This window comes from Lacrimispora sp. BS-2, assembly GCF_040207125.1.
Classification (GTDB): Bacteria; Bacillota; Clostridia; order Lachnospirales; family Lachnospiraceae; genus Lacrimispora.
Map to the genome: position 1 here is coordinate 2,964,464 of NZ_CP157940.1, position 26,592 is coordinate 2,991,055.

Sequence of the window (26,592 nt, forward strand, 5' to 3'; positions counted from 1 at the left end):
GATACTTAACCTAAAAATAAAATATTTTACTGTTCTATTAACGGGAATAACTCCACTTCAAACAGTACCCTGATGGTCAGACACAGAAACAGAGGCTGTTCCCCTCCTTTCCATATCTTTCTATCAGGGTACATTTTACTTTTTTATGAAATGCCTTTGTTTACCGTCAGGCATTTATCAATGGAAGCTTTATCAATTTCATTAATATTGGAAGAATTTTCCGTACGGGTGTAATAGCAGCTAGAATCACTGTTTATGGATCCTATGGACAGCGTAAAGGTTTCTTCCGAGCCGTTCTTATCATAGGTATAGGTAACGACCGCAGCCGGCTGATCCAAGCCGTAGCCTGCCAGTTCATTTTCCTGTACCTTATAATTGGGACAGCTTTTTGCCTTTAAGCTGCTTAAGGAATCCGCCAGAACATTTAAGCCCGAATTATCGGAAAGTTTGTTGTCCGGCTGATCTGCCGAGTCCCTGTACCATTCGATGGTCCCATCTTTACCATCCAGCTTCTTTTTTACATAGAACTCACTGGAGCCTGCCTTTGTAACCGTAATGGTATTTATGTCAGCTCCGGAAACAGCCGGAAATTCTTCCAGGGCCATCAGATCATTTAGTCCGGTGCTGGTTTCGTTGTACAAGGCAGAACTTATAAGATACGGGGTGTCCTGCCCCTCCAGAGCGGCATAATAATCCCCGTCCCCGGTGGCATTGCCAAGGAGGATCACAGATTTCGTCCCATCTTCTGCTGTTGCGGTAATCCTTCTTATGGGCTGATCCAGGCCATAGGCCCTTAAGCTGTCACCGCCTTCCAGCTTCCGCAGGGCTTCAAGCTTTGAAACCGTGAAAGCAATGGCATCCACTTCCTCCTGTTTCACCGGGAAAAGGTCATCTCCGTCATAGTTCCATTTACCCTCCTTCTTTGAAAAGGACAGCTCCTGGCCGTCAAAATCATAGGAAAGGCTGGAAACATTGGAAAGGTCGGTGAGATAGACCATCTCTCCCTCCTTCTCCTCCTTCGCCAGCTCCTGGGCGCGGTTCATATACTGGCCCACTCCCACATAGACCACACACAGGACCGCCAGGGCGGCTATTCCGTATAAAAGGCCTCTCTTCTTTTTCATGTTATAGCCTCCTTTTACAGACGTCTGCGCTTCAGCCAGATCATAAGTCCCGCTGCCAGCGTCACCACGGGGATGACAAAAATAAACAGGATTCCCCACATGCCTCCATGGGTAACCGTGTTATAGGTCACATCCAGACTCTTGGCCGGAATGGATACATTGGAAACATCATCAAAATTGGCTGTAACCGCATTCATGAAAAGATCTAAATTGATTAAGTTGGTAAAGCTGGTGTTTAAGCCCTCATCAATAAGGGAAGGGGTACTGAATACGGTCAAACGTGCTGTTCCTGAGCTTAAAGTCTTTTCTGCTACGGCTCCCAGAATATAGGTCCCCTGTGTCTGCTTATCGGCCGTTACCAGCATACCTTCGTCACTGGTCTCCATAAAGGGAGTGACTTCCACGCCTTCCGGCAAATCCTCCCTCTGGGTAAGGGCTGCGGACTGCAGGACAAGAGCCGTACTTTTTTCGTCAATGCCGTTTGTCACTTCGCTTCCTGCCTGTATGGTCGGAAAGATATAGTAGGGATTGTTCTGATAAAAATTCCTGGTATCTGCCGCAAGTCCGTTTTCCAGATTCAGGCCGTAATCATTCATCAGGGCACTTAAGTTAGGACGGTCCTTCTCAGCATAGCCGGCAAGGATCATGACCCTTCCGCCTTTATCCAGGTAATCAGAAATCATCTTCTTTTCATCATTAGCCAGGTCTGATGCCGGAGCATTGATGAGCAAAAGTTCACAATCCTCAGGAATACTGCCTCCTGTCAGGAGATTTAAAGAGTTCACAGTCAGGTTAGATTTTTTCAGCATGTCAGAAGCCGCAGCTCCCAGAGCCGGTTCTCCATGGCCTTCTGTCACGTAAACCGTTTTCTGCACATCGTTGATCACACGGGAAATAGCCCCGGTAAGCTGGCCTTCTCCGTCAAATTCGGTTTCCTTGGACTGTCCGTAATAATAGTAGGACATTTCATCTATTTTAATAATATCCATCAGGGCGATGGATTCTGTCCTGCCTGTAGAATCGCAGCTTACCAAAAGCGTATTATCCTGGGCTTTCAGTTTTTTTACCTGGTCCGGATGAAGGACAGAATCCACGGTCTCTACCTTGATGTGACCGGACAAATCCTCATAGCGTTTTATAAAGCTTGTAATCCGCTTATCCACAGAATCCGGAGCAGCCACTACATAAATCGTAACATCCTTATCAAGTCCCTTAACAAGATCCTTTGTGGTCCCGCCCAGAGTATAGATCCGGCTGCTGCTCATATCCCATTGCCGTACCTTTTCCGGAAGACGGCCCACGATTAAGTTTAATATTACCACGGCAGCTATGACGATCACGGAAAGAATCGCCGTATAGCCTCCCTTTTTTAATTTTCTGGTCATTTCCATCCTCCTAACTCCATCTGCGTTTCTCTATGGACTGCACGGTCAAGAATATCAGCAGGAATATGATGCTGATATAGTAAACCAGACCGCCTACATCAAAGATGTAATGACTGGCAAAGTTCTGGAACACGTCGGTCACCGCAATCTTTTCCAAAACATTAGTCAGAGCACGGTCATAAAGACCTTTTTTCACAAGGTACAGCACTGCAATGCAAAGGACTCCTGCCGTTTCCAGAACCGCTGCAAGGGGAGCATGGCTTGTTACACGGTAAACAACAAAAACAATTCCAGTCCAGAGAATCAAAAACCCTGCTGCAGAGCCGGCAGCCGATGTGGGCAGAAACCCTACAAGACTGGGCCATAAAAGCAGCAAAAGGATGATCCCAAAGGTTCCTACCGCAGCAATGATCTGGCTCTCAGTTAAGGAAGAAATAAACATCCCTACAGCAATATAGACACAGCCAAGCAGGAAAAAGGCCAGTATGGCAGCATAATCCGCCTTTAAATTCCCATTTCCGTTCAGCTTGATGATAAGAGGACAGATTCCAGAAAGCAGTACCGGAACAGCAAAGACGGTTATCATGGAAAAATATTTTCCAATAACAATCTGGGTAACGGATACCGGAGAGGTGAGCAAAAGCTGGTCTGTTTTCGTCTTCCGGTCATCCGCAAAGCTTCTCATGGTAAGCACCGGAATACCGATCATGATAATGGTCACCATGCCGGATAAGGTATAGGAAAAATAGGGATATCCGCTCAGCATGTTATAGGCCATAAAGTAAATTCCTATGAACAGCACCATAAAGGCGATAAATACGTATCCTGTCATGGACTGAAAGTAGGCTTTCAGTTCCCTTCTATATATAGCTGCCATTATTCTTCATCCCCCTCTCCGTCTGCATTCTCTTCCTTAAAGCCAGACTTTGAAGGCTCCTCTTCAAAATCATCTGTTTCAAAGCCTTCGCCTGCCTCTGTAACCTCTGTCTCCCCTTCTCCAGTCAGCTCAAGGAACACCTCTTCAAGAGAAGCCTTTGTTGTCTGCATGGAAAGAATAGGAAGCCTCTGGCCGGCAAAAGCAAAGAAAATGGTTTCCCGGATATCCTCTCCGCTTTCTTCCTCTTCTGTGGAGATTCGGAAAGTCACCCTGCTTATTCCCTCTTCTTTGCTCTCCTGTACCAATATATCGGCTGCCTGGGGAATGGTTTTCAGAATGTTAAGGATCTGTTCTGATCCTCCTTTCACCAAAAGCTCCATTCCGGCGGTTCCTGCCATCTGGCGCTCCAGATTCTCGGGCGTATCGCTGACGATCAGCTTTCCCTTATTAATGATCATGATGTGATCGCATACAGCGCTGACCTCGGAAAGGATATGGGAGCTTAAGATCACCGTATGCTTCTGCCCCAGCTTGCGGATGGTATCCCTGATTTCAATGATCTGCTTGGGGTCCAGTCCCACGGTAGGTTCATCCAGAATAATGACCGGCGGAAACCCTAAAACAGCCTGGGCCAGACCCACACGCTGCCGGTAGCCTTTTGATAAGTTGCGTATCAAACGGCCTTTCACATCAACCAGTCTGGCAAGGTCCATGACCTGGCAAACAGCCTCATTTCTCTCCTTTTTCGGAATTTTCTTTAATTCTGCAGCAAACAGCAGCTGCTCCTCCACAGTCATATCCACATAAAGCGGGGGAAGCTCCGGCAAATAGCCAATACACTTTTTTGCTTCCTCCCCATCTTCCAGTATATTATGGCCATTGATCAGCACATCCCCCGAACTGGCACCGATGTACCCGGTCATAATGTTCATTGTAGTAGATTTTCCGGCTCCATTTGGCCCCAGAAAGCCATATATCTGGCCATCGTTGATGGTAAAACTCAAATGGTCCACAGCCAGATGGCCGCCGTAATCCTTTACCAGATTCCTGACTTCAATCAACTCTCTCTCCTCCTGTTCTTTTATGCATTACGCATCCATACTTAGGGTAAAAGGGAATTGTGAAAATTGTGTGATATATTTTTGTTTATTGTGTGATGAAAGTATGAAACATTTCGACAAACTTAAAAATGAGCCATACACAGGAATGACTTCATTCCTGCACATGGCTCAAGCTGCAAGGATCAAACACCCGGCAGCTTGCTGCGGGAGGTCTGATTTATCTTATAATAAAACATATACTGCTGTAGAATTCCGGCATATCCCTGATACCTCTCCAAGGGAAAGCCCTGAGGATAGTGAAGCTCTAAAATCTGCTTTACGTGGGTATCCACAGGAAAGGCCCCCACATGATGAAGACCGAACAGACAGACACAGTCTGCAACCTTTCTTCCGATCCCATACTGCTCCATCAGCATGGTGTGGGCACTTTTATAATCCGCTTCCTTTAAGCGCAAAAGCCATTCCCTTCCCTCCGGTCCGCTGCAGATTTCTGCAATGGACAGGATATATTTATCCCGGTAACCAAGGCCCAGGCCGGACAGTCCCTTTAGCCCTGCCGCAGAAAGGCTCTCCGGCTCCGGAAAGGCATCATAGTCTCTTTCCGTTTCTTTCCAGCTTCCGTCAGGAGACATGGTCAGGCCAAGTCCTTTCCTTTTATCGCCGAACCGTTTGCACAGCTCCTTAACGCTGCCTGTAATGCGGGTGATATTATTATTCTGGGAGATCAAAAAGGTCACCAGCATTTCCCACAAGTCCTGATGAAGGATCCGGACACCCCACCCCCATTCCATGGCTTCCTTAAGATAGGAATCCTCAGAATCCACACGTCTTTTATAGCCGCCGTAATCAGTCTGCAAGTCAAAATAACCGGCCCATGTTTCCTTGAACTCCCTTTCTTTGCAGGAAAAGAGGAAACCATCTTTCTCTTTCACCGCTTCCACATATTCTCCTGCTGCCGCAATCGTCCAGACTCCGTTTTCTTTCTCCCGGCATTCCATCCGGAAGCACTGGCCTGATCTGGCGATCTGTTCAAAATCCATATCCTTTATCTGAATCCGGTACATAATAAGCGTTTCTCCATTTCATTGCAAAACCACAAAACCTCATAATTTCAGGCTACTTCTAGTTATCGTTGATATGGGTCAAAAATTCCTTCAGCCGTTTCACATCTCCGTCCTGGAAACAGTATCCATCCATGCTGCAGGCCCTGGCCCCTTCAATATTCATGGGCAAGTCATCGATAAAGAAGCATTCCTCAGGCTTTAAATGGAACCGTTCGAATAAATGGCTGTACATTTCCTTTTGGGGCTTCAAACACTTTACTTCAGCGGAAAATAACCTCCCGTCAAAATGTTCAATTCCTGGAATGATATGATAACACGTCAGCAGACGGAGAGAAGCATTGGAACAAAGATAGATGCCATATCCTTTCTCCTTAAGCTGTCCTACCAACTCCCCCATCTCTTTATCTGGCCACATATTATATTCATGCCAGTGCTCCAGGCAAAGAGCTGCCATTTCCCTTGCATGAGCGGTGTCAAGACGCGCCTGCATCTTCTTTAAAGCCTCTTCCTCTGAAATCAGCCCCATATCCAGAAACAGCCACTCCTGCGACTCAAAAACAGCGATTCTTACTGCCTTCCGCTCCGCTTCATCCTCAATAAAATGCCGGCAGACAATGTCTCCATCATAGTGTACCAGCACTCTGCCCATGTCAAATACTATATTTTTAATCATGATTTCTCTCCTGTAATAATTCATTTTTCTTTTTAAACCAGAAATAGTAGGGAACCTGATATAGCAGCATACAGGCCCAGCCAGCCAGACATGCATAGGGAACGCCGTTCATTCCCATGGAGGGAACAAGCAGGACCACCAATGCCACCCGGACGGAAATCTGGATCAAGGTGGAGATCAGGGTGATGGACATATTTCCCATTCCCCGGAAAAATCCCTGGATCCCATTGGTAAAGGCCGGCAGCAGATAAAAAAAGGCCATAAGGCTTAGATATTCCGCTCCAATCCTTACCATGTGCCCATCACCATTGGACACAAATAATCTCATCACCGGCTCTTTCACCAGCCAGATAACAATGCATATGATCACCCAGTAACCTGCTTCTATGATAAGCCCGGTCCGAAAGCCCTTCTTCACCCGTTCCCCGTTACCGGCTCCCCGGTTTTGAGCTACAAAGGTCATTATTCCGCTGGAAATGCTCTGCTCCGGCGTAAAGGCAAAATCATCCACCCGGTTCACCGCCTGAAACGCAGCAATGGTGCTGACGCCCAGAGGATTTATAACCCCCTGTATTAAAAGCTTGCCAATTGGCTGGCAGGATTGCTGCAATGCCGTGACCGCTCCCTGACCGGCCGTAAGTCTTAAAAGCTCCCGGTCTATACGGAATTCCTTTGGCTTAAGTTTAAGAAAGGGAACTTTTTTATATATGTAGGTAATGCACAGGACCGCGGAAACTGCCTCCGCAATGACCGTAGACAGTGCCGCCCCGAAAACTCCCATGCGAAACTCTGCCACAAATAAAAGATCCAATAATGCGTTTAAAACCGAAGCCATGGCCAGAAAGTGGACCGGGGTCTTTGAATCGCCTACACTCCGGAGGGCCGAGGCCACTCCATTGTAAAAAAAGGTAAAGGGCGTTCCTATTAATATAATCCTTAAATAAACAGCTGCATCTTCTGTGATCTCTTCCGGCACACGGAGAAGCCTTATGATCCCGCCGGAACAAAGCAGCCCCAGGCCCGCAATAACCAGAGAAAAATATAAACCAAACAACAGGGTGGTAGCTATCTCCCGCTTTAGCTTCTCACGGCTTCCCGCGCCAAAGAATTCACTCATCAGCACAGAAGCCCCAATGCATATCCCCGTAATCCCCAGGATCACAATGTTCATGACGGGGCCTGCCGCACCAACCGCTGCCAACGCCTCCTCCCCTGCAAACCGTCCTACTACGATGGAATCCACCGCGTTATAGGTGAGCTGGAATAAATTTCCCAGAACCAGCGGAATGGAAAACAATATCAGCCCGGAGGAAATGTTTCCCCTTGTCATATCTTTCATCATATCAGCCTGTCCCTTTGGCAGATCAATAGCTTCTCAGCTTGTCACTGCCATCATCCTTTGTATTTTCCAGGCGCTTCACCACTACGTAGTAGCCTGTTTTGTCATCAACCTTTACATAAACCCGGTCACCTACCTTATGCCCCATGATCGCCCTTCCTAAAGGGGACTCTGAGCTTATAAGGCCTTTCATGGAATTCCCGCGGACAGTTGTCACAAGCTTATAGGTCTCCTCCTCGTCATCATCCTCAAAATAAAGATCAACCGTATTATAAAGTCCGATCTCATCGTCTTTGGATTCATCTGATATGATTTGAGCCGTTTTTATCATCTTTTCCAGATAACGGATTCTGCTTTCATTCTGGTTCTTATCCTTCTTTGCGGCATGGTATTCAAAGTTTTCACTTAAATCCCCATGGGCTCTTGCCTCTTTTACCGCTTCCAAGGCTTCCTTCCGGACGACCAGCTTCCGGTAGCCTATTTCTTCCTGCATTTTTTTAATATCATTTTCCGTTAATTTGTCAAACACGTTATCCCTTCCTTTTTTTGCATTCTCCTATAAGAACTGTTATTCCTTCTTTTGGGCGATCACCTCAATGCGCCCGGAAGCAGTCCCAACATGACGGTATGATTTTATGGAAAGTCCGCATTTTTCCGCCAGAGCATCTATTCCCCTGTCCGTCAGGCAAACCTCTGCCGCCTCTCCCTTCCACATGGAAGCTCCCTTTTTCTCCAGATTTCTAATGGATTTATCCAGGTCCGGCCCGTCAAACCAGAGAATCCCGTCATCTGCCAGGTACTCCGCCGCCTGGGTTAAGATCAGCTTCATATCCTGAGTGCGGGGGATCCGGTCAATGAGGACGATCCGGTATGTGTCCTTACCGCCTTCCCTCTGGCTTCCGGCTTCTTCCAGGGACATGGCCTGAGGATTATATCCGGCCTTTTTGGCTTCTTTATATAATGGACTTTTCTCTTCTCCAATAAACAGCATGGTTTCTTCTGCCGCAAATACACCGATATCAGCCAGAAGCTGTTCACATCTTGCCTTTGTGCGGCGAGAGCCCTTTTTTCCGTTTACAAACCGGCTTTCTTCCTTTGTAAGATAATAATTACCGCACTCTCTGCACTTCATAAAGATCCGGACCGGCTCCAGCACATATTGATCCGGCTCTCCGCTTTCCATATAGAACACTGCCCCATAATGGGGGCTGCCTTTCCCTGAGCAGACGGGACACCGTTCTATTTCTGCCGTCATCAGATTCCGAAGTTCCTTTAACGTTGAAAAATACCAGCGGTACAGCCTGTTTTTAAATTCCTGATCATAAACAAACAGCCTGTTCTTTATGACTTCTGCCATCCATCTCGTTTCATGGATCACGGATTTATCTGCCTTAAATACCCTTAAATTCTCCTCCAAAGTAAAAAGCCCTGTAACAGCGTCCTCATTCAGCCGTTCATTTTCCTCATAGGCCATAAGGTGTTCGATTCCTTCTACAACACTACTGCATAAATTGACCATTACCAACAGCTGATTCATTCTGCCTGTTGCCATATTATTTCCCTTCTTTCAGTTGCCTGTATTGTCCATGCATACTCTTTTATATTAGCATTTTTAAGGGGTGAAAAGCAAGATGCAATCAGGAAAACCAAAAATCAGTACATGGGAACCGTCTGCCATGGCTCCCATGTACTGATTTTTTTGAAATGGTATAAGGCTTATAAAAGCAATTTTACTTAAGTGATATCTCTGCTGAATAAATCGGTTTCTTCCAGCAGGCTTTCAATGCTGTCCAGGTTTAAACGGTGCAGCAGCTCGATCACATATGGATTCTCAGCGGGATGCCCATAAGTTGCCTTTTCTCCGTAATCATTGACCAGTTCTGTTCCCTGTTCCACTCCTAATATTGCTCTTGGGCCGCCCACACAGCCTCCCACACATCCCATGCCTTCATAAAAGTTTGCTTCGATCTTTCCAGCCATAATATCCTGGATCATTTTCCTGCAGGCAGGCACTCCATCCGCCTGTTTGGTACGGATCTCTGTTTTTTTATTGGGATTAATGGCTCTTACCGTACTCTCCACCGCTTCACTGACTCCGCCCTTTCTGGCGTAAATTCTTCCGGCTCTTGAGGAATGGTCCTTTTCACTTTCTTCCATGACAGCCGGATCGATTCCCAGGGCATCAAATATATTCTTTACCTCCTGGAATGTGAGCACATAGTCAACTGCACCAGCCAGATCCTTTTCCCGGGCTTCCGCCTTTTTGGCAAGACATGGCCCGATGAACACGGTCAAAGCATCGGGATGGAGCGCTTTTACCACTCTTGCGCAGGCAACCATGGGTGATACTGAGCCAGGCACATGGGGAACCAGCTGGTTATAGACCTTACGGATCATGCCGATCCACATGGGACAGCAGCAGCTTGTCAGCTGGTAATCGTTAATATCATTAATATTTTTATCAAATTCAAGGGCTTCTTTTAATGTAAGGATATCCGCAAACAGAGCAACCTCCAGCATTCCGTCAAACCCTACGGCTTTTAATGCCGTCCTTAGCTTTCCGGGAGTAACCTCCTTGGAAAACTGGCCTAAAAATGCGGGAGCTATCATTGCGTATACCAGTCCCTTGGAGCTTCTGACCGCTTTTAAAGCAGGGATAATATCCGTACTGGCTGTCAGCTTTTCCGGGGCGCAGCCTTCAATGCAATTTTCACAGCCCAGACACAGTTCCGGATCAACGGTAACCCCATCCTTTCCGATTCCCAGGGCACCGAATGGACAGCGTTTTAAGCATTCCTCCCGTTCCTCTTTGGAACAGCTGCAGGTTCCGGTGCGGATCACCACCGGGTGCTTCTCCGGATTCAAAAGACAGTCCAGATGATGAGGATCATATGAGGTTTCTAAGTCCTTCTCAGGATCCGAATCATTATTCAATACGGACTTTACCATACTTTCATACAACTGCTTAAATGTCTGCATAATATACCTCCCGCAAGTATGTTTTGATTTACTTTATAGTGCTGTGATTTTTTCAATTCAGGTGATCATATTACAGCTATTATTATAATACTTTTTCTTCATCCTTACCATACCATTCATGGGGAAGGTGATAATTTCAGGAAAATTATGGATGGAACAAGAAAAACCCTTGTTTCATATTCATTTTCTATTTTTCCATAAATTCCTTTTCTATATGCAAATGCTCTATTTTATCCGTACATGTTCCGTTTTCAAAATCTAGCTCTATGATATATGGCATCCAATCCAGAATCCGCAGGAAAGAATCACAGTTAAAGCCTGTATCATAATGATTCCCATTTCTCCCACTTTCCCGTTCACGGAGGCGTTCATCGGTGATGACTTCCTTTTCATAATACGCTGCCGCTTCCTCTATGGTATCCATACTCCGCTTGTATGGGCTGCAATAAAATGAATCAATATTTTTATCCTGCAAAAATTCCAGCACCTTCCTGGAATCCTTCCTGCCTTCCACTGTCAAGGGCCTGGTCCTGTCATCCTCCCAGGCATGGTCAGGCTGTGCGTGGCGAACAAAATATACTTTTGTCATTATGGCTTATTCTCACTCTCTGTCCGTTATAGCTTATTTTGTCAAATAAAATACTCAATGGTATCTGCCGGTCTCTTCTGTGTCACTCTGTTAAAAATGATGACAGCTTCTCTTGTTTCCCTGGGTCCAAGGGCATAAGTGCCTTTTCCCGTGTCATTAAACATTTCCCATGGGACGCACCGGTTCCTTTGGTAAGGCATATCCGTGATCAGCTCCAATCCCTTTTGCTTAAAAGGTTTCTTTCTGAAATAAGGATCAAACAAATAAACGTTCTGACCATCAGCCTCTGTCAGCAATACATAGTGCCAGCTGCCATACATCACCCTCGCAACCACAACTCCGCCCTGCTGCAGGCCATACATGACCTTGCTGTTTTCCCCAATAAACACCTCGTCTCCAGTCAGATACTCGCTTTGAACAGGAAACTTTTTCATCTTGCCAAACTGGTTGATCCAATTGCTAAAAAACATCATCGCCATACGGGAGGTTCCGTTTTTCCCAAACTCCCCCTTCGCATTATAGGAATCGAGACAAAAAAGCATAATATGTTTGATGATATCCGGCGGAATCTGTTCTCTGGTAAAGAGATAGCTCATTGCATTAAGTAATGTGGTGGGGCCGCAGTCGTATTCCGTGACCTGATAGTTTAGTGGATTTTTCATATTGGGTTCACTTCCTTTAAAATTTTCATACACGGTTACCCGCCATATGTTAAAAATACCGGATATCCCTTTAATCGTTTCTTACTATTACAGGAGCCAGACAATCTTCCTTAATAACCTCATATACCATCTTTCTTATAAGCATTATTTGTATCATTTTAACACACTGTTGTCAATATAATTCCATCTCAATTAATACCCTTTATATCCTGCCGTCATAATGCTTAAACCTTTTTGCCGGCTGATGATTGTTTCTTTCTTGGCAGATCGTATGGCTGGTTCACTATAACATTGTGCCACAAATTTTAACCCTTATTACATAAATGTAATTCATTCCTTTATAAATTCCATATATAAAAAAGACCCCATGAGAAAACTCTCAGAGTCTTTTCTTACCCTGCAATTTACAGGCAATCCTTATCTTCAGGAAAATAGCTGGGAGGTTGGAAGTTGCTTTTCCAGCTGTTCACTTAGTTTTTGCTTGGTCTTCTCCATATGATTTATTTTCTTCCGTATGTAATAAGTAATCCCTGCACCTTTAAAAATGATTTTCGTCTTTCCGTATTTCTAAAATATTCCGCTATTTTAGATTGCATATTTATATAAGCTTCCGCCTCAACACGATCCATCCCTCTATTCATTAATAACTCAATGGTATTTTCCCTATCGGATATGTCAGAAGATTTATCCCAGCCATGTATTTCAATAAAATCCTGTACTTTCTCCTCATAATCCTGCATATCAGGATTTACATATATGATTCTGTCATTCATGCGGATATCGATATTACGCAGCCCTATTTGTTCCATATAAAATGGTAACCGCATTCCGATAGCATAATCTCTGCCTTCACATTCCAGTTCTTTCTTCCATACCTTATGAAAATCAAAAGCCCTGCAAAGATAATCATAGCTAATGTCATCAAAGTATAATCCAACATTTTCCAACTCCCGATTGACATCCATACAAACAACAAGGCCATCTTTTTTAACAGACTCCACCATTTTCTTTAATACTTCCATTGGCTTGTTCATATGACGTAATCCTACCTGGCAAATAGCTATGTCATATTTTTTATTTGTTTTAAGAGAGTATATATCTGATACAATAAAATTTATATCAAATCCCGTGTTATTAAAGTTTAATTTAGCTCTATTAGTAAAATATTCATTATCAACCCCTGTATAAGTACTTCCTGCAGGCAGATATTCAAGCAACTGCATTCCTAAGCAGCCTTCTCCACATCTTAATTCAATAACATCTACTGGTCTATCTACGTGCCAGACATTCTTCAAAAGAAAATTCAGGTAGTCATCATTCCAAAAATATTTTCTATTCTTATAAAGTTCATTAGTCTTTCCATTCCAATTATCACGATAATCTGTATTACGTGGTATGTAAGCTTGTTGGCGCAGTGGTTTAAGGCCTAATAGTTCATCTACAGAAACATTAAAGTACTCAGCAATGCCTGGCAGCAAGGTTATATCGGGCATCGTTGTACCAGTTTCCCATTTGCTGACTGATTGAAAAGACACACCCAATACATTTGCTAACTCCTGCTGGCATATCCCTTTATTCTTTCTCAATTCTGCAATTTTAAATTTAACTGCTGTCATATAATGACCTCCCATAAATTTATAACTGAATTTTAACACACAATTCCAGTCAAACCCATAACGCAACAGGCGAATTTACTCGCATTTAAGTTGAGAAATTAAATTTTATAAGAGGACGGGTATTATTGGGTTTGTTCATTTTTCACCAATATCCACCACCACTTTACACCGTAGTCCGGTAGCAACCGGATCATCAAACCAAAGAGTATAGACCTGTAAGGTATCTGTACCTAATAATTGATTAAGACCACTAAGATTCTCAATAACGAAAATTCCACTCTTCTCCAGCATTCTGTCAGCAGGCTCATGCTCTTCTCCACGGCGTATCCCCGAACAGTCAATTCCCAAAAAGCGAATTGGCTGATTCGAAAGCCACTGAATCAACTCGTTAGATAACTGGGGGTGTTCCTTAAAATAATCAGGTGTACCATACTTTTCTTTCTCACTTCGGCCAGTGCGTACTAGAAGAAATGCATTTTCAGGTATATTTAAATTCTTAATATCGGAAAGGGAAATTTCACGGTTTTCTGCAATATCTGATACATCCCAAAGAATGCCTGGGCAGGTCATGTACTCCAGCGGGATAACACTTTTCTCATAGGTGTCTAAATGCGTACCCACATGTCCTGTGGCTAAATGGCGGTTTTCCTGTGTGGAGAGCCATTGTTCCATGAAATGCGGGTCCACTTGTGTTGTTAAGTCATATTTCATTATGATTCCTCCTGTATTTTTGCTTGCAGGTAGTTATTAAATTTCTGAAGAAAGTCAAGGATTACTTCTTGATCCTTTATTGGAACAGAATATAAAAAAGCAATATCTCGTTCTTCCCATTTTATATGAGCAACCTCATGTTCCTTATAAAGAACCTCTCCTTTCGAGGTCAGCCGATAGTAAATTTCTTTTTTATTATCAGGCAGAACATAACGTTCTATAAGGCCGTCCTGCAGCAATCGTTTAGCCAGCCTCGTAACTGCCCCCCGGGTCATCGAGAGAATTGCAGCGAGCTGCACTCCATTTGGGTGATCAAGCTTTCCGATTACTTCAATACAATGCAATTCAGAATTACTATATCGTGAATTTAAACCACTATTTATAAGGTTGCTAAGCATGTCCTGATTGTTATAAAGCTGTGTAAACTGTTGAAGTATTTCTCGCTCCATTTTTTATCTCCTTATTGTTTCCTGGTAAGCAATAATATAATAGCATGGTTAAATATTGTTGTCAAGTCAACAAAAAACAGAATAAAAAATGAGCTGGATTTTGATTACGTTTTCATTTTATCATCGTAATCATAAATCCAGCCCATTGGTTTCTTAAATCCCCATCTCTTCCTTTACGCATTTAAAGCATTCCACCGCAAAATCCAAATCCTCCCTGGTGTGGGCGGCAGATATCTGAGTACGGATTCTGGCTTTTCCTTTTGGCACCACCGGATAACAGAAACCGATGACGTATACGCCACGTTCCAGCATCCTTGCTGCAAATTCCACAGCCGTCTTTGCATCATACAGCATAATCGCCACAATCGGATGATCACTCTCTATAATATCAAATCCCACCTCTTTTATCTTTTCCCTGAAATAACGGGTATTTTCATGAACACGGTCCCTGTATTCCGTACTCCGCTCCAGAATTTCCAAGGTCTTTATGGCCCCGCCGGCGATTGCAGGAGCTACGGTATTGGAAAACAGATACGGTCTGCTCTTCTGGCGGAGCAAATCCACGATTTCCTGTCTGGCGCTGGTATATCCGCCGCTGGCTCCACCCAGGGCTTTGCCCAGTGTACCAGTGATGATATCCACCCGGCCCATGACGCCGCAGTGCTCGGGTGTGCCTTTACCAAGTCTTCCCATAAATCCTACCGCATGGCTATCATCCACCATCACCAGCGCGTCGTACTTGTCAGCCAGATTGCAGACTGCTTCTAAATCAGCCACAATGCCGTCCATGGAAAATACACCGTCCGTGGCAATCAGGCGTATCCTGGCATCCTGGGAATCCTTTAAGCACTGTTCTAACTCCTCCATATTATTATTGGCATAACGATAGCGCTTTGCCTTGCATAAACGTACGCCGTCAATGATGCTGGCATGATTTAACGCATCGCTGATCACCGCATCTTCCTCCGTCAGCAGTGTCTCAAACAGGCCTCCGTTTGCGTCAAAGCAGGAGGAATACAAAATCGTATCATCCATGCCCAGGAAGGAGGAGATTTTTGCTTCCAGCTCCTTGTGTATCCCCTGGGTTCCGCAGATGAAACGTACGGAAGACAATCCGTATCCCCATGTATCATAAGTAGCTTTGGCAGCTTCTATGATCTCCTTGTTATCAGAAAGTCCAAGATAATTGTTGGCACACATATTGATGACATTTTCTGTCTTCGTAGTATTGATTCTGCTTCTCTGGGGAGTTGTGATTATGCGCTCTTCCTTGTATGTTCCGTCTCCTTTGGCCTGCTCCACCGCATCTTTAAAATAGTTTAATGCTTTTTTCATCATATTACCTCTCTCCTATGTTTTATTATCTATGTCAAACTAAATAAACTTATCCTTGTCAATCTGTTCTTCCCTTCCTCTTTCAGACCTGCGTCCAGTCCAGAACTACCTTTCCGCACTGCCCGCTGTTCATTACGTCAAAGCCCTTCTGGAACTCCCGGAAATCGAATTTGTGTGTGATAATCTTTTCTATCTCAAGACCGCTGTTCAGCATTGCCATCATCTTATACCAGGTTTCAAACATTTCCCTTCCATAAATTCCCTTTAACTGCAGACAGTTAGTCACGATCTTATTCCATGGCACCACGGTATCACTTCCCTGAAGTCCCAGAACCGCAATCTTGCCGCCATTGTACATATGGTCAATCATGGAAGTAAATGCCTTACCGTTGCCGGACATCTCAAGTCCGATATCAAAGCCCTCCTCGATATGAAGCTCCCGCATCTTATCATCTAAGCTCTCCCTGGCTACATTGACAGTATGGGCATCGCAGATTTCCCGGACCAGGTTCAGCCGGTAATCATTGACATCCGTGATCACCACATGTTTAGCTCCCACGTGGCGGCAAATCGCCGCAGCCATGATGCCGATAGGACCAGCTCCTGTGATCAGCACATCCTCTCCCACCATATTAAAGGACAAAGCTGTATGCACCGCATTGCCCAGTGGATCAAAGGATGAGCATAATTCCTCGGGAATTCCCGGCTCACAGATGATGACATTGGTCTGCGGAATCACCAGATACTGTGCAAATGCTCCGTCACGGTTTACCCCTACACCCACGGTTTTTTTGCAAAGATGGCGCTTTCCTGCTTTACAGTTACGGCAGTGCCCACATACGATATGCCCCTCTCCCGATACGATATCTCCGATTTTAAATTCCTTCACCAGGCTGCCCTTTTCCACGATCTCACCTACAAACTCGTGTCCAATGGTCATCGGCGGTTTTATGGTTTCCTGAGACCACTTATCCCAGTTATAGATATGTAAATCCGTACCGCAGATTGATGTGTAGTGAATCTTGATCTTTACATCATTTTCTCCTGTCTCGGGAATGGGGACCTCTCTAAGCGCCAGACCACTGGCCGCCTGCTCTTTTACAATTGCATACATCATTCTTTCTTTCATTGTAAACCTCCACCTTTCTTATCATTTTATATGTCTTTGTGAGACGAAAAATGTCTTTTCAGTGCAGACACTTTTCCTTTTAATGTCTCCCCCTCAGGGACATAATAGCATGAATGATGGTAGATTGCAATCCTTTTTCTTATGATTTTCGTTGGGAAATTTAGCGAGAAAAAACAAAAGACCAGGACAATTGATCAGGAGGTTTTCACGAAAAAAACTTTGCCTGCAGGACCTCCTCCATGCCGGGTAAATTAAAAAGGAGAGGGGTTGCTTCGTCCTTTTACGCCTTATTTATTACACCCTTGTGTGTACTGTCTGCCACGCTGATAAGATTTTTTTCTATGTCGATACCCCTTAGAATAATCTTCTGATAGTTCTATGGTTCTCTGTGTGCTCTGTGTGTTCCCTAAATTAGTTTTTTGTGGTTTTTCACACCTACCTGAAAATAAAGAAAACCCCGAAAGTATAAGCACCTTCGGGGTCTTCGCTGTTTTAAATAATTTGAATTTATTATCTCTTTGAGAACTGTGGAGCACGACGAGCTGCTTTTAAGCCGTACTTCTTTCTTTCTTTCATTCTTGGATCTCTTGTTAAGAAGCCTGCCTTCTTAAGAATCGGACGATACTCTGTATCTGCCTGAAGTAAAGCTCTTGAGATACCGTGTCTGATTGCACCAGCCTGTCCAGTGAATCCGCCGCCGTGAACGTTTACAAGAATGTCAAACTTATCAACTGTCTCTGTAGCAACTAACGGCTGACGTACAACAAGCTTTAATGTTTCAAGACCTAAATACTGGTCAATATCTCTCTTATTGATGGTGATCTTACCTGTACCTGGTACTAAATATACTCTAGCGATAGATTTTTTTCTTCTACCTGTTCCGTAAAATTTTGCATTAGCCATGATAACTTCCTCCTTTCAGCGCCTCTGATTAAAATTTGAACTCTAAAACTTCTGGTTTCTGAGCAGCATTGTTATGTTCTGCACCTGCGTATACGTGAAGTTTTGTTATCATGCTTCTACCTAAAGGTCCCTTTGGAAGCATACCTTTAACAGCCAGTTCAATTACTTTTTCAGGCTTCTTAGCCATCATTTCTCTTAAAGTTGTTTCTCTCATACCACCCACATAGTCAGAGTGATTGTAGTAGATCTTCTGATCTAATTTCTTACCGGTTACGGTAATCTTATCTGCGTTTACAACGATCACATAATCGCCGCAATCCATATGCGGTGTGTAGATCGGTTTATTCTTACCTCTTAATACTTTAGCTACTTCTGAAGCCAAACGTCCTAATGTATATCCTGTAGCGTCAACTACGTACCATTTTCTTTCAATTGTTGCTGGACTAGCCATAAAAGTCTTCATTGGACAACCTCCTGTAAATTATGGTGTTTTTAAGCATAACTATATTACAAAATGCTCACTCCGGGGCTTTGGCTGAACATTTTCGTCTAACGTCACAGTTATACATTATATTACATTCAGCCGGATGTGTCAACCTCTTTTCCCATAAAATCAAGGTTTTTCGGCTTATTTTTGCGTCACGCACCACTCATGGTTTTCAGGATCAGCCTGAAAAGTATAAAATCCATAAGGCTTTCCCAAAATGATCCTTCCATCCTTTTCCTCGTCCCGTACAAAAATGGTTTTAGCACCGTTTTGCACTGCCTGATGGACCACACGGATCAAAAGCCTTTCAAAGTCTTCTTCCCTGCACCGGTGAATATGAAGCCAGGCCTTTCCTTCCGAAACAATCTTATCCTGGAAAAGAGTATAGCTCCATTCCTTATTCTCTCCCTGGATCTTTTTCTTAAGTTCCTTTTCATAATCAAGGCTTACCAGAGTAAGCCCCTTTGCCGCAGCCTTTGGCCCGGCCACCATCCGGTCCCTGGCATCGAGGATCTCTTCCACATGGGCCGGCGGATACACTCCCATGCCGACCTTCATCAGGGTCCCGGCAATGATCCTCACCATGTTGTATAGAAAACCGCTTCCCTTGATGCGGATTGTAATGAGATCCCCGGTCTTTTCAATGTCCAGGCTATAAATGGTACGTACGGTTTCTTCCGCCTGTCCACGGGCCGTACAGAAGCTTTTAAAATCATGTTCTCCCACCAGGTAAGCCCCGCCTTCCCGCATCCGCTCCACATCCAGGGGGAAATAGCAGAAATAGCTGTAAAGCCTCATGGTAGGCACTTCAATTTTCCGGTTCATGATTTTATATTCATAGGTTTTAACGCAGTTCTGTTTTCTCGGATGATAATCCGGCGCTACCTCCTCAGACTGCAGGATCCGGATATCATCCGGCAGCCTTTGGTTTAAGGCAAAGCATATTTTGTCGGCAGGCATTCGGTTTTCCGTATCAAAGACTGCTACATTGCCCTCAGAGTGAACCCCGGAATCGGTTCTGCTTGCCCCGATTACGGTTATAGGCTCCTTTAAAAGACAAGTCAGCTCCCTGTTAAGAACCTCCTCAATGGTGATTCCGTTTTTCTGGATCTGCCAACCGCAGTAATTGGTACCATCATAGGCCACAATCATTTTAACCCGTTTCATACATCCTCCTATTTTATGGGAACCTTATCCCATGATCCGAAGTCCTGCGATAGCGGCCAGATATACCAGAAACACCAGATAGGCGATCCCGTCCTGCTTCCCGTACCGGAGAGGCTTCATTTTAGTCCTTCCCTCTCCGCCCCGGTAGCATCTGGCCTCCATGGCCATTGCCAGATCCGTGGCACGGCGGAATGCGGAAATAAATAAGGGAACAAGGAGAGGAATCATATTTTTTGCCTTCTGAATCAGATTCCCTGTTTCAAAATCAGCTCCCCTTGCCATCTGAGCCTTCATGATCTTATCAGTTTCTTCCACAAGGATGGGAATGAATCTTAAGGCAATAGACATCATCATGGATACTTCATGGACCGGAACTCCCACTTTCTTTAAAAATCCCAGGCTCTTTTCCAGGCCGTCGGTCAGCTGGTTCGGTGTGGTGGTAAGAGTCATGATGGAAGAACCGACCACCAGGTAAATGAGCCGGACTCCCATGAAGAGCGCCGTTTTCACACCTTCCCTTGTCATTTTCAAGAAGCCCAGCTGGAAGATGGGCTCTCCCGGAGTCAGGAACAGATTAAAGCTGACACTGATGAGCAGCAGAAATACAATTGCCTTTAACCCCCGTACCATGAACTTAAATGGAACCTGACTGAAACGGATTGCTGTGATAAGAAAAAAAGTGGCGATCAAATACGCCCATATATCATTTGCAATAAAAAGGGATATGATGAAAACCATAGTCCCAAACAGCTTTGTCCGGGGATCCAGCCTGTGCAGCTTTGAGTCCACCGGATAATACTGTCCTAACGTAATATCTTTAAGCATAATATCTCCCGATCTATTTTCCAAGAAGCCGTAAAATCTCGTCTCTGGCTTCTTCTACGGTTGTAATGTTATCATCAACAGGAACTCCGTGATCCCGCAGCGAATGGACCACATAGGTGATCTGAGGCGCTGCAAGACCAATGGCTTCCAGCTCCTTATAATGCTTGAACACTTCTTTTGGAGTATCATCAAACACCTTTTCCCCGTGATTCATAACCAGAATCCGGTCCACATACCGGGCAATGTCCTCCATGCTGTGGGAAACCAGAATTATGGTCATATTCCTTTCCTTATGAAGCCGCTCAATCTGGTCCAGAATCTCGTCTCTTCCCCTTGGGTCCAGGCCGGCAGTAGGCTCGTCCAGTATGAGCACCTCCGGCTCCATAGCTAAAACCCCTGCAATGGCAACCCGCCTTTTCTGCCCTCCGGAAAGCTCAAAGGGCGAACGGGCATAAAAGCTTTCATCAAGCCCTACCATAGTAAGTGCTTCCCTTGCCCGTTTCTCAGCATCTTTTCTGGAAAGCCCCTGATTCTTTGGACCAAAGCAAACGTCCGTAAATACATTGATCTCAAAAAGCTGGTGTTCCGGATACTGGAATACAAGTCCTACCTTGCTTCTTAAAGCCCGCAAATTGTATCCTTCCTCATAAATGTTTCTTCCATTATAATAGATGGCGCCGTCAGTGGCTTTCATCAATCCGTTTAAATGCTGGATCAGGGTGGATTTTCCGGAGCCTGTGTGCCCGATAAGGCCAACAAATTCCCCATCCTTTATTTCCAGATTCACGTCCTTTAACGCGCGCTGCTCAAAGGCTGTTCCAAGCCCGTAAACATAATTCAAATGCTCTGCTTTAATTGCCATCTTTTACTCCATTCTCCAGGGTTACCTTTCCGGGAAAACGCTCTGCAAACTTTGGCAGAAGATTTTCCATCAGCTCTTCCAGTGTCAGTATCCCATCCGGTAAGTCCACACCATTCTTTTGAAGCTCATAGGAAAGCTCTGTTACCTGGGGAACATCAAGACGGTAGGATTTAAGCTCTTCAACCCTTGAAAAAATATCCTTTGGAGTTCCGTCCATGACCACCTTTCCGTTGTCCATGACAATGACCCGGTCTGCGTCTGTGACCTCCTCCATATAATGGGTGATCAGCAGGACCGTGATTCCTTCCTTCCTGTTTAATTCCCTGACCGTTTTCACAACTTCCTTCCGTCCGTTAGGATCCAGCATGGCTGTAGGCTCGTCTAAAACAATGCACTGAGGCCGCATTGCCATAACGCCGGCAATGGCGACCCTTTGCTTCTGGCCTCCGGAAAGCTTATTGGGGGACTTTAAACGAAATGCAGCCATTCCAACACTTTCCAGGCTGTCATTCACCCGTTTCCATATCTCTTCCGTAGGAACACCCAGGTTCTCAGGCCCAAACCCTACATCTTCCTCTACGATATTTCCAATGATCTGATTGTCCGGATTCTGGAATACCATTCCGGTCTTTTTCCGGACCTCCCACAAATTCTCTTCCACGGAAGTGTCCATTCCCTGAATCCACACGGTTCCATCCGTTGGAAGCAGGATCGCATCCAACTGCTTTGCAAAGGTAGACTTCCCGGAACCGTTGTGTCCAAGAATGGCTACAAACTGCCCTGACTTAATATCCAGGCTGACGCCGTCAATGGCACGCTTAATTTCTTCAATATTTTCTTCCTCATCTCTTCTGATATAATCATATATCAGCTTTGAAGTTTTTATTATTCCCATAACAGACCTTTCTCTGATAAATTCAAACAATCATATGCCACATAATTTTAGATGAATATTCCACAACAGTCAAGCATCGGCGCGAATCTTTTGCAAATTCATGTTGATAACAAGGCAATATAATGAAGGTTCTGGTGGATTACTGCTGAAGAAAGGGGAATAAAACGGGTAATAAAAATAGCACAGATGCCTGTGCCATTTTTATTACGGAATCCAAAGCCCGGAAGCGTCAATTTGGTAAATACCATTGACCTTCGTATTCACTGCCAGGCTGCCGTCACTATAGAGATAATACCACTTTCCAGGCTGCGGCTGGATCCAGCCGATAGCCATGTCACCTTCAACGTTTAAATAATACCACTTTCCGTTTATCTGCTGCCATCCGATCATCATCTGGGCGTTTGCTCCCATATAATACCATCTGTCACCTATAAACTGCCAGCCAACAACTGCGTAGCCTTCTTTATTAAAATAGTACCATTTTCCGCTGACCATCTTCCATTGGCTGACAACATAATTGCCGTCCTCACCCCTGTACTTTTTCCCGTTCTGATACTCAGCCCAGGTTCCCGAAGTATCTCCCAGTTCCTGAACCACGGAATCATCAGAAGTAGTCACTTCTCCTTCTTTTAAATAATCTTCCTCAGAAGAATCCTTTGGGATTGCCTTTACGGTATAGTAGTATTTATAACCACCCTCCATATACTGTAAAAGGTCCACAGAAGTAGATGAGGTGGTCAGGCTCTTGATCCAGATGCCGCCTTCCTTATAAAGGACTACCTGATACCTGGATGCAAAAGGAACCTTTTTCCAGGAAGCCTTTGTTTTTGCGCTGTCACTCCAGCCTGCCCTTTCCGGGCATTCCAGCATTGCTACCGGAACATAGGAGACCTTTATTTCGGTTTCCCCATCCTTTGCGTTTACAGAAACCAGCTTTCCACCATAAATAGTGCAATCGGATCTGGTAAACGTGCCGTTTACTGTTATGATGCCGGTAATCTTCTTACCGGGAACCCAATCATCTGTATCATCCTTGCTCCATTCCGGACTTATCTCGGAATAGTTGGCGGTTACATCCGGAACCTGTATTCCTGCCGTCCAACTGGTCCTGCTCCCATGATCCAGACGGATCTTCAAGCTTCCGGAAGCCGGTACAGTCATCCCTGTTCCAAGAACCATGAAAGCGCATAAAAGCACCAGCCACTTCCTTTTCCCCTGCATCCATTTCATTGATATCTACTTCCTTTCCTCCTATTACTTGCGCCAGATGCCGTTGCCATCTACCGGGAAACCACTGATCGTGGTATTGACAGCTTTTGAACCTTCTCCTGGATAGAAGTAGTACCAGTTTCCGTCTACCTGCCTCCAGCCTTCCTGCATGGCTCCGGTGGAATCCGTATAATACCATTTGTTATTGTAATTGATCCAGCCAATGAGCATGGCTCCCTCTACTCCGCTTGTAGTAGATGGATTTAAATAATACCATTTGTTATTAGAAACAATCCAGCCGGTCGTCATTGCACCATCGTTGTTTAAGTAATACCATACATTATTTCTCTGCTGCCAGCCAGTCACCATAGCGCCGTTAGCATCAAACAGGTACCACTTATTATTGATCTTCGCCCAGTTGTTCTTTTGATAGGTTCCATCAGGATAGCGGTAATACCAGACGTTTCCGGTCTTGATCCAGCCAACCTGGCCGTTTGCTACAGCGCTGTCATCCTGGCCGCTTCCATCGGATACCTTTTCCTGAGGTACATATACTTCGTTAGATTCTGTCCAGTCACTGTTCTTTCCATACTTCTGCTCGCTTTCTGTATATGCTACGGTACGGACTTTAAAGCTATAGGTACCCGCTTTCGTCATATAAGGATAGAAATTGTAGCTGGTGGCCTTAAGCTTCTCCACCTTCTTTACCACACTGCTTCCGCGGTACAAATAAACATCATAGGCGCCTGAACTATTATCTACAGAACTCCACTTGGCACTGCCGTATCCGGACTCTCTCCAAAAAGCATCCTCCGGTGAATCATAAGTGCCCTTTATTGGCTTAAAGGTAAAAGTAACATATAGAGTATCTGATCCTGAACGGCTGGCAGAAACATAGGTTCCTCCCTTAATGGATACGTTACTGGACTGATAGCCGCCCTTAAAAGCATATTCATCAGAGTTTGTCGCTCTTAAAGTTACCTTCATCTTTGGTTCAGAACCAACCTTCATTTCCTTGGTATCAGATGTGACCCAGTCCAAATCCGTCACTTCGTATCTGTCGTTATTGGTATAAACGTAATTTCCAGTTCCTTTATTCGTCTCAAAACTACTCTCCGCTGGCAGAGTCTCTCCTGAGTCAATCTCCTCCAGTCCTGCGTAAATGGTCACTGATGGTATGGTCTTTACAGCAGCCAGGGATTCAAATGGGATACTAAGTCCCAGAAGGCTCACCATAGAAGCCAAAGCAACCAACCGTTTAAAATGTCTCATAAAAAAAACCTCCCACTATAAATTAACGTAATTTGACAAAACAGTCATCTACTTCTACTACTGACATTATATCCCTAAAAGCAATTATCCGTCAACTTACGATATTCTTTCTTTATTCTTGCGCTTCTGTATGGATTAGAAGAAAAACAAAAAAATCCCGGTATTGGGGGTGTCCAATACTGGGATGGGGCATTCGCCCTATGAATAAAGGCCCGATATAACTTTCTTATGTGCGAGCACAACGAAAATTATATCAGACCTTTATTCAACACTGCTCATTGCTTTCGTGGATTATACGAGTTCAAGCACAACTGCCATTGCTCCGTCACCCTTACGCTGGCCGATCTTAACGATACGTGTGTAACCACCGTTGCGGGATACGTACTTTGGTGCAACTTCATCAAACAGTTTCTTTGGCAGATCAACAGATTTTGTATTTTTCTTTCTTCCTGCAGCCTGTGCGGGAACTTCTGTTACATCGTAAAGAACTTTTAACATCTGTCTTCTTGCGTGAAGTCTGGAAGGAAGGTCTTTCTTGATCTCTTTCTCTACTTCATCGTATACGGTAACTTTCTTGCCGTTAACAACTTCTTTTACTCTCTTGCCGTCTTTATCTTTACGTGCAACCTTTGCGGTAACTTTAACAGTCTCAAAGTTGTCTTTTTCTTTTACCGCTAAAGCGATGAGGCCTTCAGCCACCTTGCGGATTTCTTTTGCTCTTGCCTCTGTTGTCACGATTTTGCCATTATATATTAATGCAGTTACCTGGCTTCTGATTAATGCTTTTCTCTGGCTGGAAGTTCTTCCCAGCTTTCTATATCCTGCCATTTTAATATTCCTCCATTTGTGGAACACAGGTACACGCTTCTTCGGACTTACTGTACCAGTGCTTAATCTCCATAAATTACCTGCTTCAAGCGGTCCAGTTATACACCGGCATCATCGCTTGGGTTAAGCTGCAAGCCTAACTCTTTTAATTTGGCCAACACTTCTTCTAAAGACTTGCGGCCCAGGTTACGAACCTTCATCATGTCTTCGGAGGTACGGTTACACAGTTCTTCCACTGTATTGATACCGGCTCTCTTCAGGCAGTTGTATGAACGGACAGAAAGCTCCAGTTCATCAATGTTCATCTCCAGAACCTTTTCCTTTTCATTATCCTCTTTTTCCACCATGACTTCTGCAGTCTTAGCGTTCTCAGATAGATCAATGAACAGGTTCAAGTGCTCGCTGAGCACCTTTGCGGCAAGGCTGACCGCCTCATCCGGTGCCGAAGTACCGTTTGTAAATACATCTAATGTCAGCTTATCATAATCGGTAACCTGACCTACTCGGGTGTTTTCTACCGTCATATTGACGCGCTCGACTGGTGTATAGATAGAATCAACGGCAATTACGCCAATCGGTAAATCTTCACTCTTATTCTTGTCTGCGCTTACATAGCCACGGCCTTTGGTGATAGTAAGTTCCATATAGAATTTGCTGTCAGTGCCGCCGCTGAGTGTTGCAATGATCTGCTCCGGATTCATAACCTCAATATCCGGATCCGCCTGAATGTCCGCAGCCGTTATTACGCCTTCGCCTTCAAACTCAATGTATGCAACCTTTGCTTCGTTGGTATCGCTGTTATTTTTAATAGATAAGCTCTTGATGTTCATGATGATCTCAGTCACATCTTCCTTAACACCTGGAATAGAACTGAATTCATGCAAAACGCCGTCGATTTTTACCTGACTGACTGCAGCGCCCGGTAAGGAAGAAAGCATGATTCTTCTTAAGGAATTTCCTAAAGTCGTGCCATAACCTCTTTCAAGCGGTTCAACTACAAACTTGCCATATTTCTTGTCTTCTGAGATTTCAGCAATCTCAATGTTTGGTTTTTCAAAATCGAACACTAATAGCCCCTCCTTTTGGGTATTTTGTATCGAGGGTCTTATACTCAAACCTTGCCCAGGGGGGGAACCCCCGGGCGAAAGCCG

Annotated in this window: 26 protein-coding genes and 1 pseudogene; all 27 read right to left on the reverse strand. The window is 44.6% G+C overall.

Features of this window, described 5'->3' with window-relative positions; all coding sequences use genetic code 11:
* Nucleotides 1–143: 143 nt before the first annotated feature.
* The 27 genes and pseudogenes from ABFV83_RS13920 to ABFV83_RS14050 all read right to left on the reverse strand — a co-directional run bounded on the left by ABFV83_RS13920 (nucleotide 144) and on the right by ABFV83_RS14050 (nucleotide 26,508).
* Entirely contained in the window at nucleotides 144–1,124 is a 981-nt protein-coding gene (locus ABFV83_RS13920) for a DUF4340 domain-containing protein (protein ID WP_349944628.1), read from the reverse strand.
* A 14-nt stretch (nucleotides 1,125–1,138) separates the two neighbouring features.
* Entirely contained in the window at nucleotides 1,139–2,509 is a 1,371-nt protein-coding gene (locus ABFV83_RS13925) for a GldG family protein (protein WP_349944630.1), read from the reverse strand.
* A 10-nt stretch (nucleotides 2,510–2,519) separates the two neighbouring features.
* Nucleotides 2,520–3,386 carry an ABC transporter permease gene (locus ABFV83_RS13930; protein WP_349944631.1) on the reverse strand — a complete coding sequence of 289 codons (867 nt, stop codon included), beginning with the start codon at nucleotides 3,384–3,386 and terminating at the stop codon, nucleotides 2,520–2,522.
* Nucleotides 3,386–4,447: an ABC transporter ATP-binding protein gene (locus ABFV83_RS13935; RefSeq protein WP_349944633.1), complete on the reverse strand. Its 1,062-nt coding sequence runs from the start codon at nucleotides 4,445–4,447 to the stop codon at nucleotides 3,386–3,388. Before ABFV83_RS13935 ends, ABFV83_RS13930 begins: the two co-directional genes overlap by 1 nt.
* 182 nt (nucleotides 4,448–4,629) lie before the next feature.
* Nucleotides 4,630–5,511, reverse strand: coding sequence for a DNA glycosylase (locus tag ABFV83_RS13940; RefSeq protein ID WP_349944634.1), 882 nt, complete (start codon nucleotides 5,509–5,511; stop codon nucleotides 4,630–4,632).
* Nucleotides 5,512–5,569: 58 nt separating this feature from the next.
* The gene (locus ABFV83_RS13945; protein WP_349944636.1) at nucleotides 5,570–6,184 is read right to left on the reverse strand and encodes an HAD family phosphatase; all 615 of its coding nucleotides are present in this window, start codon (nucleotides 6,182–6,184) and stop codon (nucleotides 5,570–5,572) included.
* A complete protein-coding gene (locus tag ABFV83_RS13950) occupies nucleotides 6,177–7,523 on the reverse strand; it encodes an MATE family efflux transporter (protein ID WP_349948927.1) in 1,347 nt (448 codons plus the stop codon). Before ABFV83_RS13950 ends, ABFV83_RS13945 begins: the two co-directional genes overlap by 8 nt.
* Nucleotides 7,524–7,548: 25 nt before the next feature.
* On the reverse strand, nucleotides 7,549–8,052 hold the full coding sequence (gene greA / locus ABFV83_RS13955) for a transcription elongation factor GreA (RefSeq protein ID WP_349944638.1): 504 nt from the start codon (nucleotides 8,050–8,052) through the stop codon (nucleotides 7,549–7,551).
* A 39-nt stretch (nucleotides 8,053–8,091) separates the two neighbouring features.
* Nucleotides 8,092–9,075 carry a hypothetical protein gene (locus ABFV83_RS13960; RefSeq protein ID WP_349944639.1) on the reverse strand — a complete coding sequence of 328 codons (984 nt, stop codon included), beginning with the start codon at nucleotides 9,073–9,075 and terminating at the stop codon, nucleotides 8,092–8,094.
* A 182-nt stretch (nucleotides 9,076–9,257) separates the two neighbouring features.
* Nucleotides 9,258–10,502, reverse strand: coding sequence for a [Fe-Fe] hydrogenase large subunit C-terminal domain-containing protein (locus tag ABFV83_RS13965; RefSeq protein ID WP_349944641.1), 1,245 nt, complete (start codon nucleotides 10,500–10,502; stop codon nucleotides 9,258–9,260).
* 187 nt (nucleotides 10,503–10,689) lie between these two features.
* Nucleotides 10,690–11,091, reverse strand: a complete 402-nt coding sequence (locus tag ABFV83_RS13970) for a phosphoglycerate mutase family protein (protein WP_349944643.1) — start codon at nucleotides 11,089–11,091, stop codon at nucleotides 10,690–10,692.
* Nucleotides 11,092–11,132: 41 nt separating this feature from the next.
* Complete coding sequence (locus ABFV83_RS13975; protein WP_349944645.1) at nucleotides 11,133–11,753, reverse strand: peptidase C39; 621 nt, start codon at nucleotides 11,751–11,753, stop codon at nucleotides 11,133–11,135.
* A 500-nt stretch (nucleotides 11,754–12,253) separates the two neighbouring features.
* Nucleotides 12,254–13,369, reverse strand: coding sequence for a helix-turn-helix domain-containing protein (locus tag ABFV83_RS13980; protein ID WP_349944646.1), 1,116 nt, complete (start codon nucleotides 13,367–13,369; stop codon nucleotides 12,254–12,256).
* 135 nt (nucleotides 13,370–13,504) lie between these two features.
* Entirely contained in the window at nucleotides 13,505–14,080 is a 576-nt protein-coding gene (locus tag ABFV83_RS13985) for a cyclase family protein (RefSeq protein ID WP_349944648.1), read from the reverse strand.
* A complete protein-coding gene (locus ABFV83_RS13990) occupies nucleotides 14,080–14,529 on the reverse strand; it encodes a MarR family transcriptional regulator (RefSeq protein WP_349944650.1) in 450 nt (149 codons plus the stop codon). The genes ABFV83_RS13985 and ABFV83_RS13990 overlap by 1 nt, the downstream gene beginning before the upstream one ends.
* A gap of 153 nt (nucleotides 14,530–14,682) precedes the next feature.
* Nucleotides 14,683–15,864 (reverse strand): glycine C-acetyltransferase, encoded by a 1,182-nt coding sequence (locus ABFV83_RS13995; RefSeq protein ID WP_349948928.1) that lies wholly within the window; start codon nucleotides 15,862–15,864, stop codon nucleotides 14,683–14,685.
* An 82-nt stretch (nucleotides 15,865–15,946) separates the two neighbouring features.
* Complete coding sequence (tdh, locus tag ABFV83_RS14000) at nucleotides 15,947–16,978, reverse strand: L-threonine 3-dehydrogenase (protein WP_349948929.1); 1,032 nt, start codon at nucleotides 16,976–16,978, stop codon at nucleotides 15,947–15,949.
* A 525-nt stretch (nucleotides 16,979–17,503) separates the two neighbouring features.
* Entirely contained in the window at nucleotides 17,504–17,896 is a 393-nt protein-coding gene (gene rpsI / locus ABFV83_RS14005) for a 30S ribosomal protein S9 (RefSeq protein WP_349944651.1), read from the reverse strand.
* Nucleotides 17,897–17,924: 28 nt separating this feature from the next.
* Nucleotides 17,925–18,359: a 50S ribosomal protein L13 gene (gene rplM, locus ABFV83_RS14010; RefSeq protein ID WP_349944652.1), complete on the reverse strand. Its 435-nt coding sequence runs from the start codon at nucleotides 18,357–18,359 to the stop codon at nucleotides 17,925–17,927.
* Between the two features lie 459 nt (nucleotides 18,360–18,818).
* Nucleotides 18,819–19,550: pseudogene (gene truA, locus ABFV83_RS14015) on the reverse strand (tRNA pseudouridine(38-40) synthase TruA); the annotation flags it as partial.
* 24 nt (nucleotides 19,551–19,574) lie between these two features.
* Nucleotides 19,575–20,375: an energy-coupling factor transporter transmembrane component T gene (locus ABFV83_RS14020; RefSeq protein ID WP_349944654.1), complete on the reverse strand. Its 801-nt coding sequence runs from the start codon at nucleotides 20,373–20,375 to the stop codon at nucleotides 19,575–19,577.
* A 13-nt stretch (nucleotides 20,376–20,388) separates the two neighbouring features.
* Nucleotides 20,389–21,237 (reverse strand): energy-coupling factor transporter ATPase, encoded by an 849-nt coding sequence (locus tag ABFV83_RS14025; RefSeq protein ID WP_349944655.1) that lies wholly within the window; start codon nucleotides 21,235–21,237, stop codon nucleotides 20,389–20,391.
* Entirely contained in the window at nucleotides 21,227–22,132 is a 906-nt protein-coding gene (locus ABFV83_RS14030) for an energy-coupling factor transporter ATPase (protein ID WP_349944657.1), read from the reverse strand. The genes ABFV83_RS14025 and ABFV83_RS14030 overlap by 11 nt, the downstream gene beginning before the upstream one ends.
* Nucleotides 22,133–22,336: 204 nt before the next feature.
* Entirely contained in the window at nucleotides 22,337–23,362 is a 1,026-nt protein-coding gene (locus ABFV83_RS14035; protein WP_349944658.1) for an N-acetylmuramoyl-L-alanine amidase family protein, read from the reverse strand.
* 24 nt (nucleotides 23,363–23,386) lie between these two features.
* Complete coding sequence (locus ABFV83_RS14040) at nucleotides 23,387–24,613, reverse strand: N-acetylmuramoyl-L-alanine amidase family protein (RefSeq protein WP_349944660.1); 1,227 nt, start codon at nucleotides 24,611–24,613, stop codon at nucleotides 23,387–23,389.
* A 291-nt stretch (nucleotides 24,614–24,904) separates the two neighbouring features.
* Nucleotides 24,905–25,441 carry a L17 family ribosomal protein gene (locus ABFV83_RS14045; RefSeq protein ID WP_349944661.1) on the reverse strand — a complete coding sequence of 179 codons (537 nt, stop codon included), beginning with the start codon at nucleotides 25,439–25,441 and terminating at the stop codon, nucleotides 24,905–24,907.
* 98 nt (nucleotides 25,442–25,539) lie between these two features.
* Nucleotides 25,540–26,508, reverse strand: a complete 969-nt coding sequence (locus ABFV83_RS14050) for a DNA-directed RNA polymerase subunit alpha (protein ID WP_025231347.1) — start codon at nucleotides 26,506–26,508, stop codon at nucleotides 25,540–25,542.
* Nucleotides 26,509–26,592 lie beyond the last annotated feature (84 nt).

Coding starts and splice junctions, on each gene's coding strand:
- tdh (WP_349948929.1), bottom strand. CDS start 16,978: ATGTATGCAATTGTAAAAGAGCAGGCGGCCAGTGGTCTGGCGCTTAGA.
- ABFV83_RS13930 (WP_349944631.1), bottom strand. CDS start 3,386: ATGGCAGCTATATATAGAAGGGAACTGAAAGCCTACTTTCAGTCCATG.
- ABFV83_RS14020 (WP_349944654.1), bottom strand. CDS start 20,375: ATGCTTAAAGATATTACGTTAGGACAGTATTATCCGGTGGACTCAAAG.
- ABFV83_RS13985 (WP_349944648.1), bottom strand. CDS start 14,080: ATGAAATATGACTTAACAACACAAGTGGACCCGCATTTCATGGAACAA.
- rplM (WP_349944652.1), bottom strand. CDS start 18,359: ATGAAGACTTTTATGGCTAGTCCAGCAACAATTGAAAGAAAATGGTAC.
- ABFV83_RS13960 (WP_349944639.1), bottom strand. CDS start 9,075: ATGGCAACAGGCAGAATGAATCAGCTGTTGGTAATGGTCAATTTATGC.
- ABFV83_RS13990 (WP_349944650.1), bottom strand. CDS start 14,529: ATGGAGCGAGAAATACTTCAACAGTTTACACAGCTTTATAACAATCAG.
- ABFV83_RS14030 (WP_349944657.1), bottom strand. CDS start 22,132: ATGGGAATAATAAAAACTTCAAAGCTGATATATGATTATATCAGAAGA.
- ABFV83_RS13970 (WP_349944643.1), bottom strand. CDS start 11,091: ATGACAAAAGTATATTTTGTTCGCCACGCACAGCCTGACCATGCCTGG.
- ABFV83_RS13975 (WP_349944645.1), bottom strand. CDS start 11,753: ATGAAAAATCCACTAAACTATCAGGTCACGGAATACGACTGCGGCCCC.
- ABFV83_RS13940 (WP_349944634.1), bottom strand. CDS start 5,511: ATGTACCGGATTCAGATAAAGGATATGGATTTTGAACAGATCGCCAGA.
- ABFV83_RS14040 (WP_349944660.1), bottom strand. CDS start 24,613: ATGAGACATTTTAAACGGTTGGTTGCTTTGGCTTCTATGGTGAGCCTT.
- ABFV83_RS13945 (WP_349944636.1), bottom strand. CDS start 6,184: ATGATTAAAAATATAGTATTTGACATGGGCAGAGTGCTGGTACACTAT.
- ABFV83_RS14035 (WP_349944658.1), bottom strand. CDS start 23,362: ATGAAATGGATGCAGGGGAAAAGGAAGTGGCTGGTGCTTTTATGCGCT.
- ABFV83_RS13950 (WP_349948927.1), bottom strand. CDS start 7,523: ATGAAAGATATGACAAGGGGAAACATTTCCTCCGGGCTGATATTGTTT.
- ABFV83_RS13965 (WP_349944641.1), bottom strand. CDS start 10,502: ATGCAGACATTTAAGCAGTTGTATGAAAGTATGGTAAAGTCCGTATTG.
- ABFV83_RS14045 (WP_349944661.1), bottom strand. CDS start 25,441: ATGGCAGGATATAGAAAGCTGGGAAGAACTTCCAGCCAGAGAAAAGCA.
- ABFV83_RS13920 (WP_349944628.1), bottom strand. CDS start 1,124: ATGAAAAAGAAGAGAGGCCTTTTATACGGAATAGCCGCCCTGGCGGTC.
- ABFV83_RS13925 (WP_349944630.1), bottom strand. CDS start 2,509: ATGACCAGAAAATTAAAAAAGGGAGGCTATACGGCGATTCTTTCCGTG.
- ABFV83_RS14025 (WP_349944655.1), bottom strand. CDS start 21,237: ATGGCAATTAAAGCAGAGCATTTGAATTATGTTTACGGGCTTGGAACA.
- ABFV83_RS13995 (WP_349948928.1), bottom strand. CDS start 15,864: ATGAAAAAAGCATTAAACTATTTTAAAGATGCGGTGGAGCAGGCCAAA.
- ABFV83_RS13980 (WP_349944646.1), bottom strand. CDS start 13,369: ATGACAGCAGTTAAATTTAAAATTGCAGAATTGAGAAAGAATAAAGGG.
- rpsI (WP_349944651.1), bottom strand. CDS start 17,896: ATGGCTAATGCAAAATTTTACGGAACAGGTAGAAGAAAAAAATCTATC.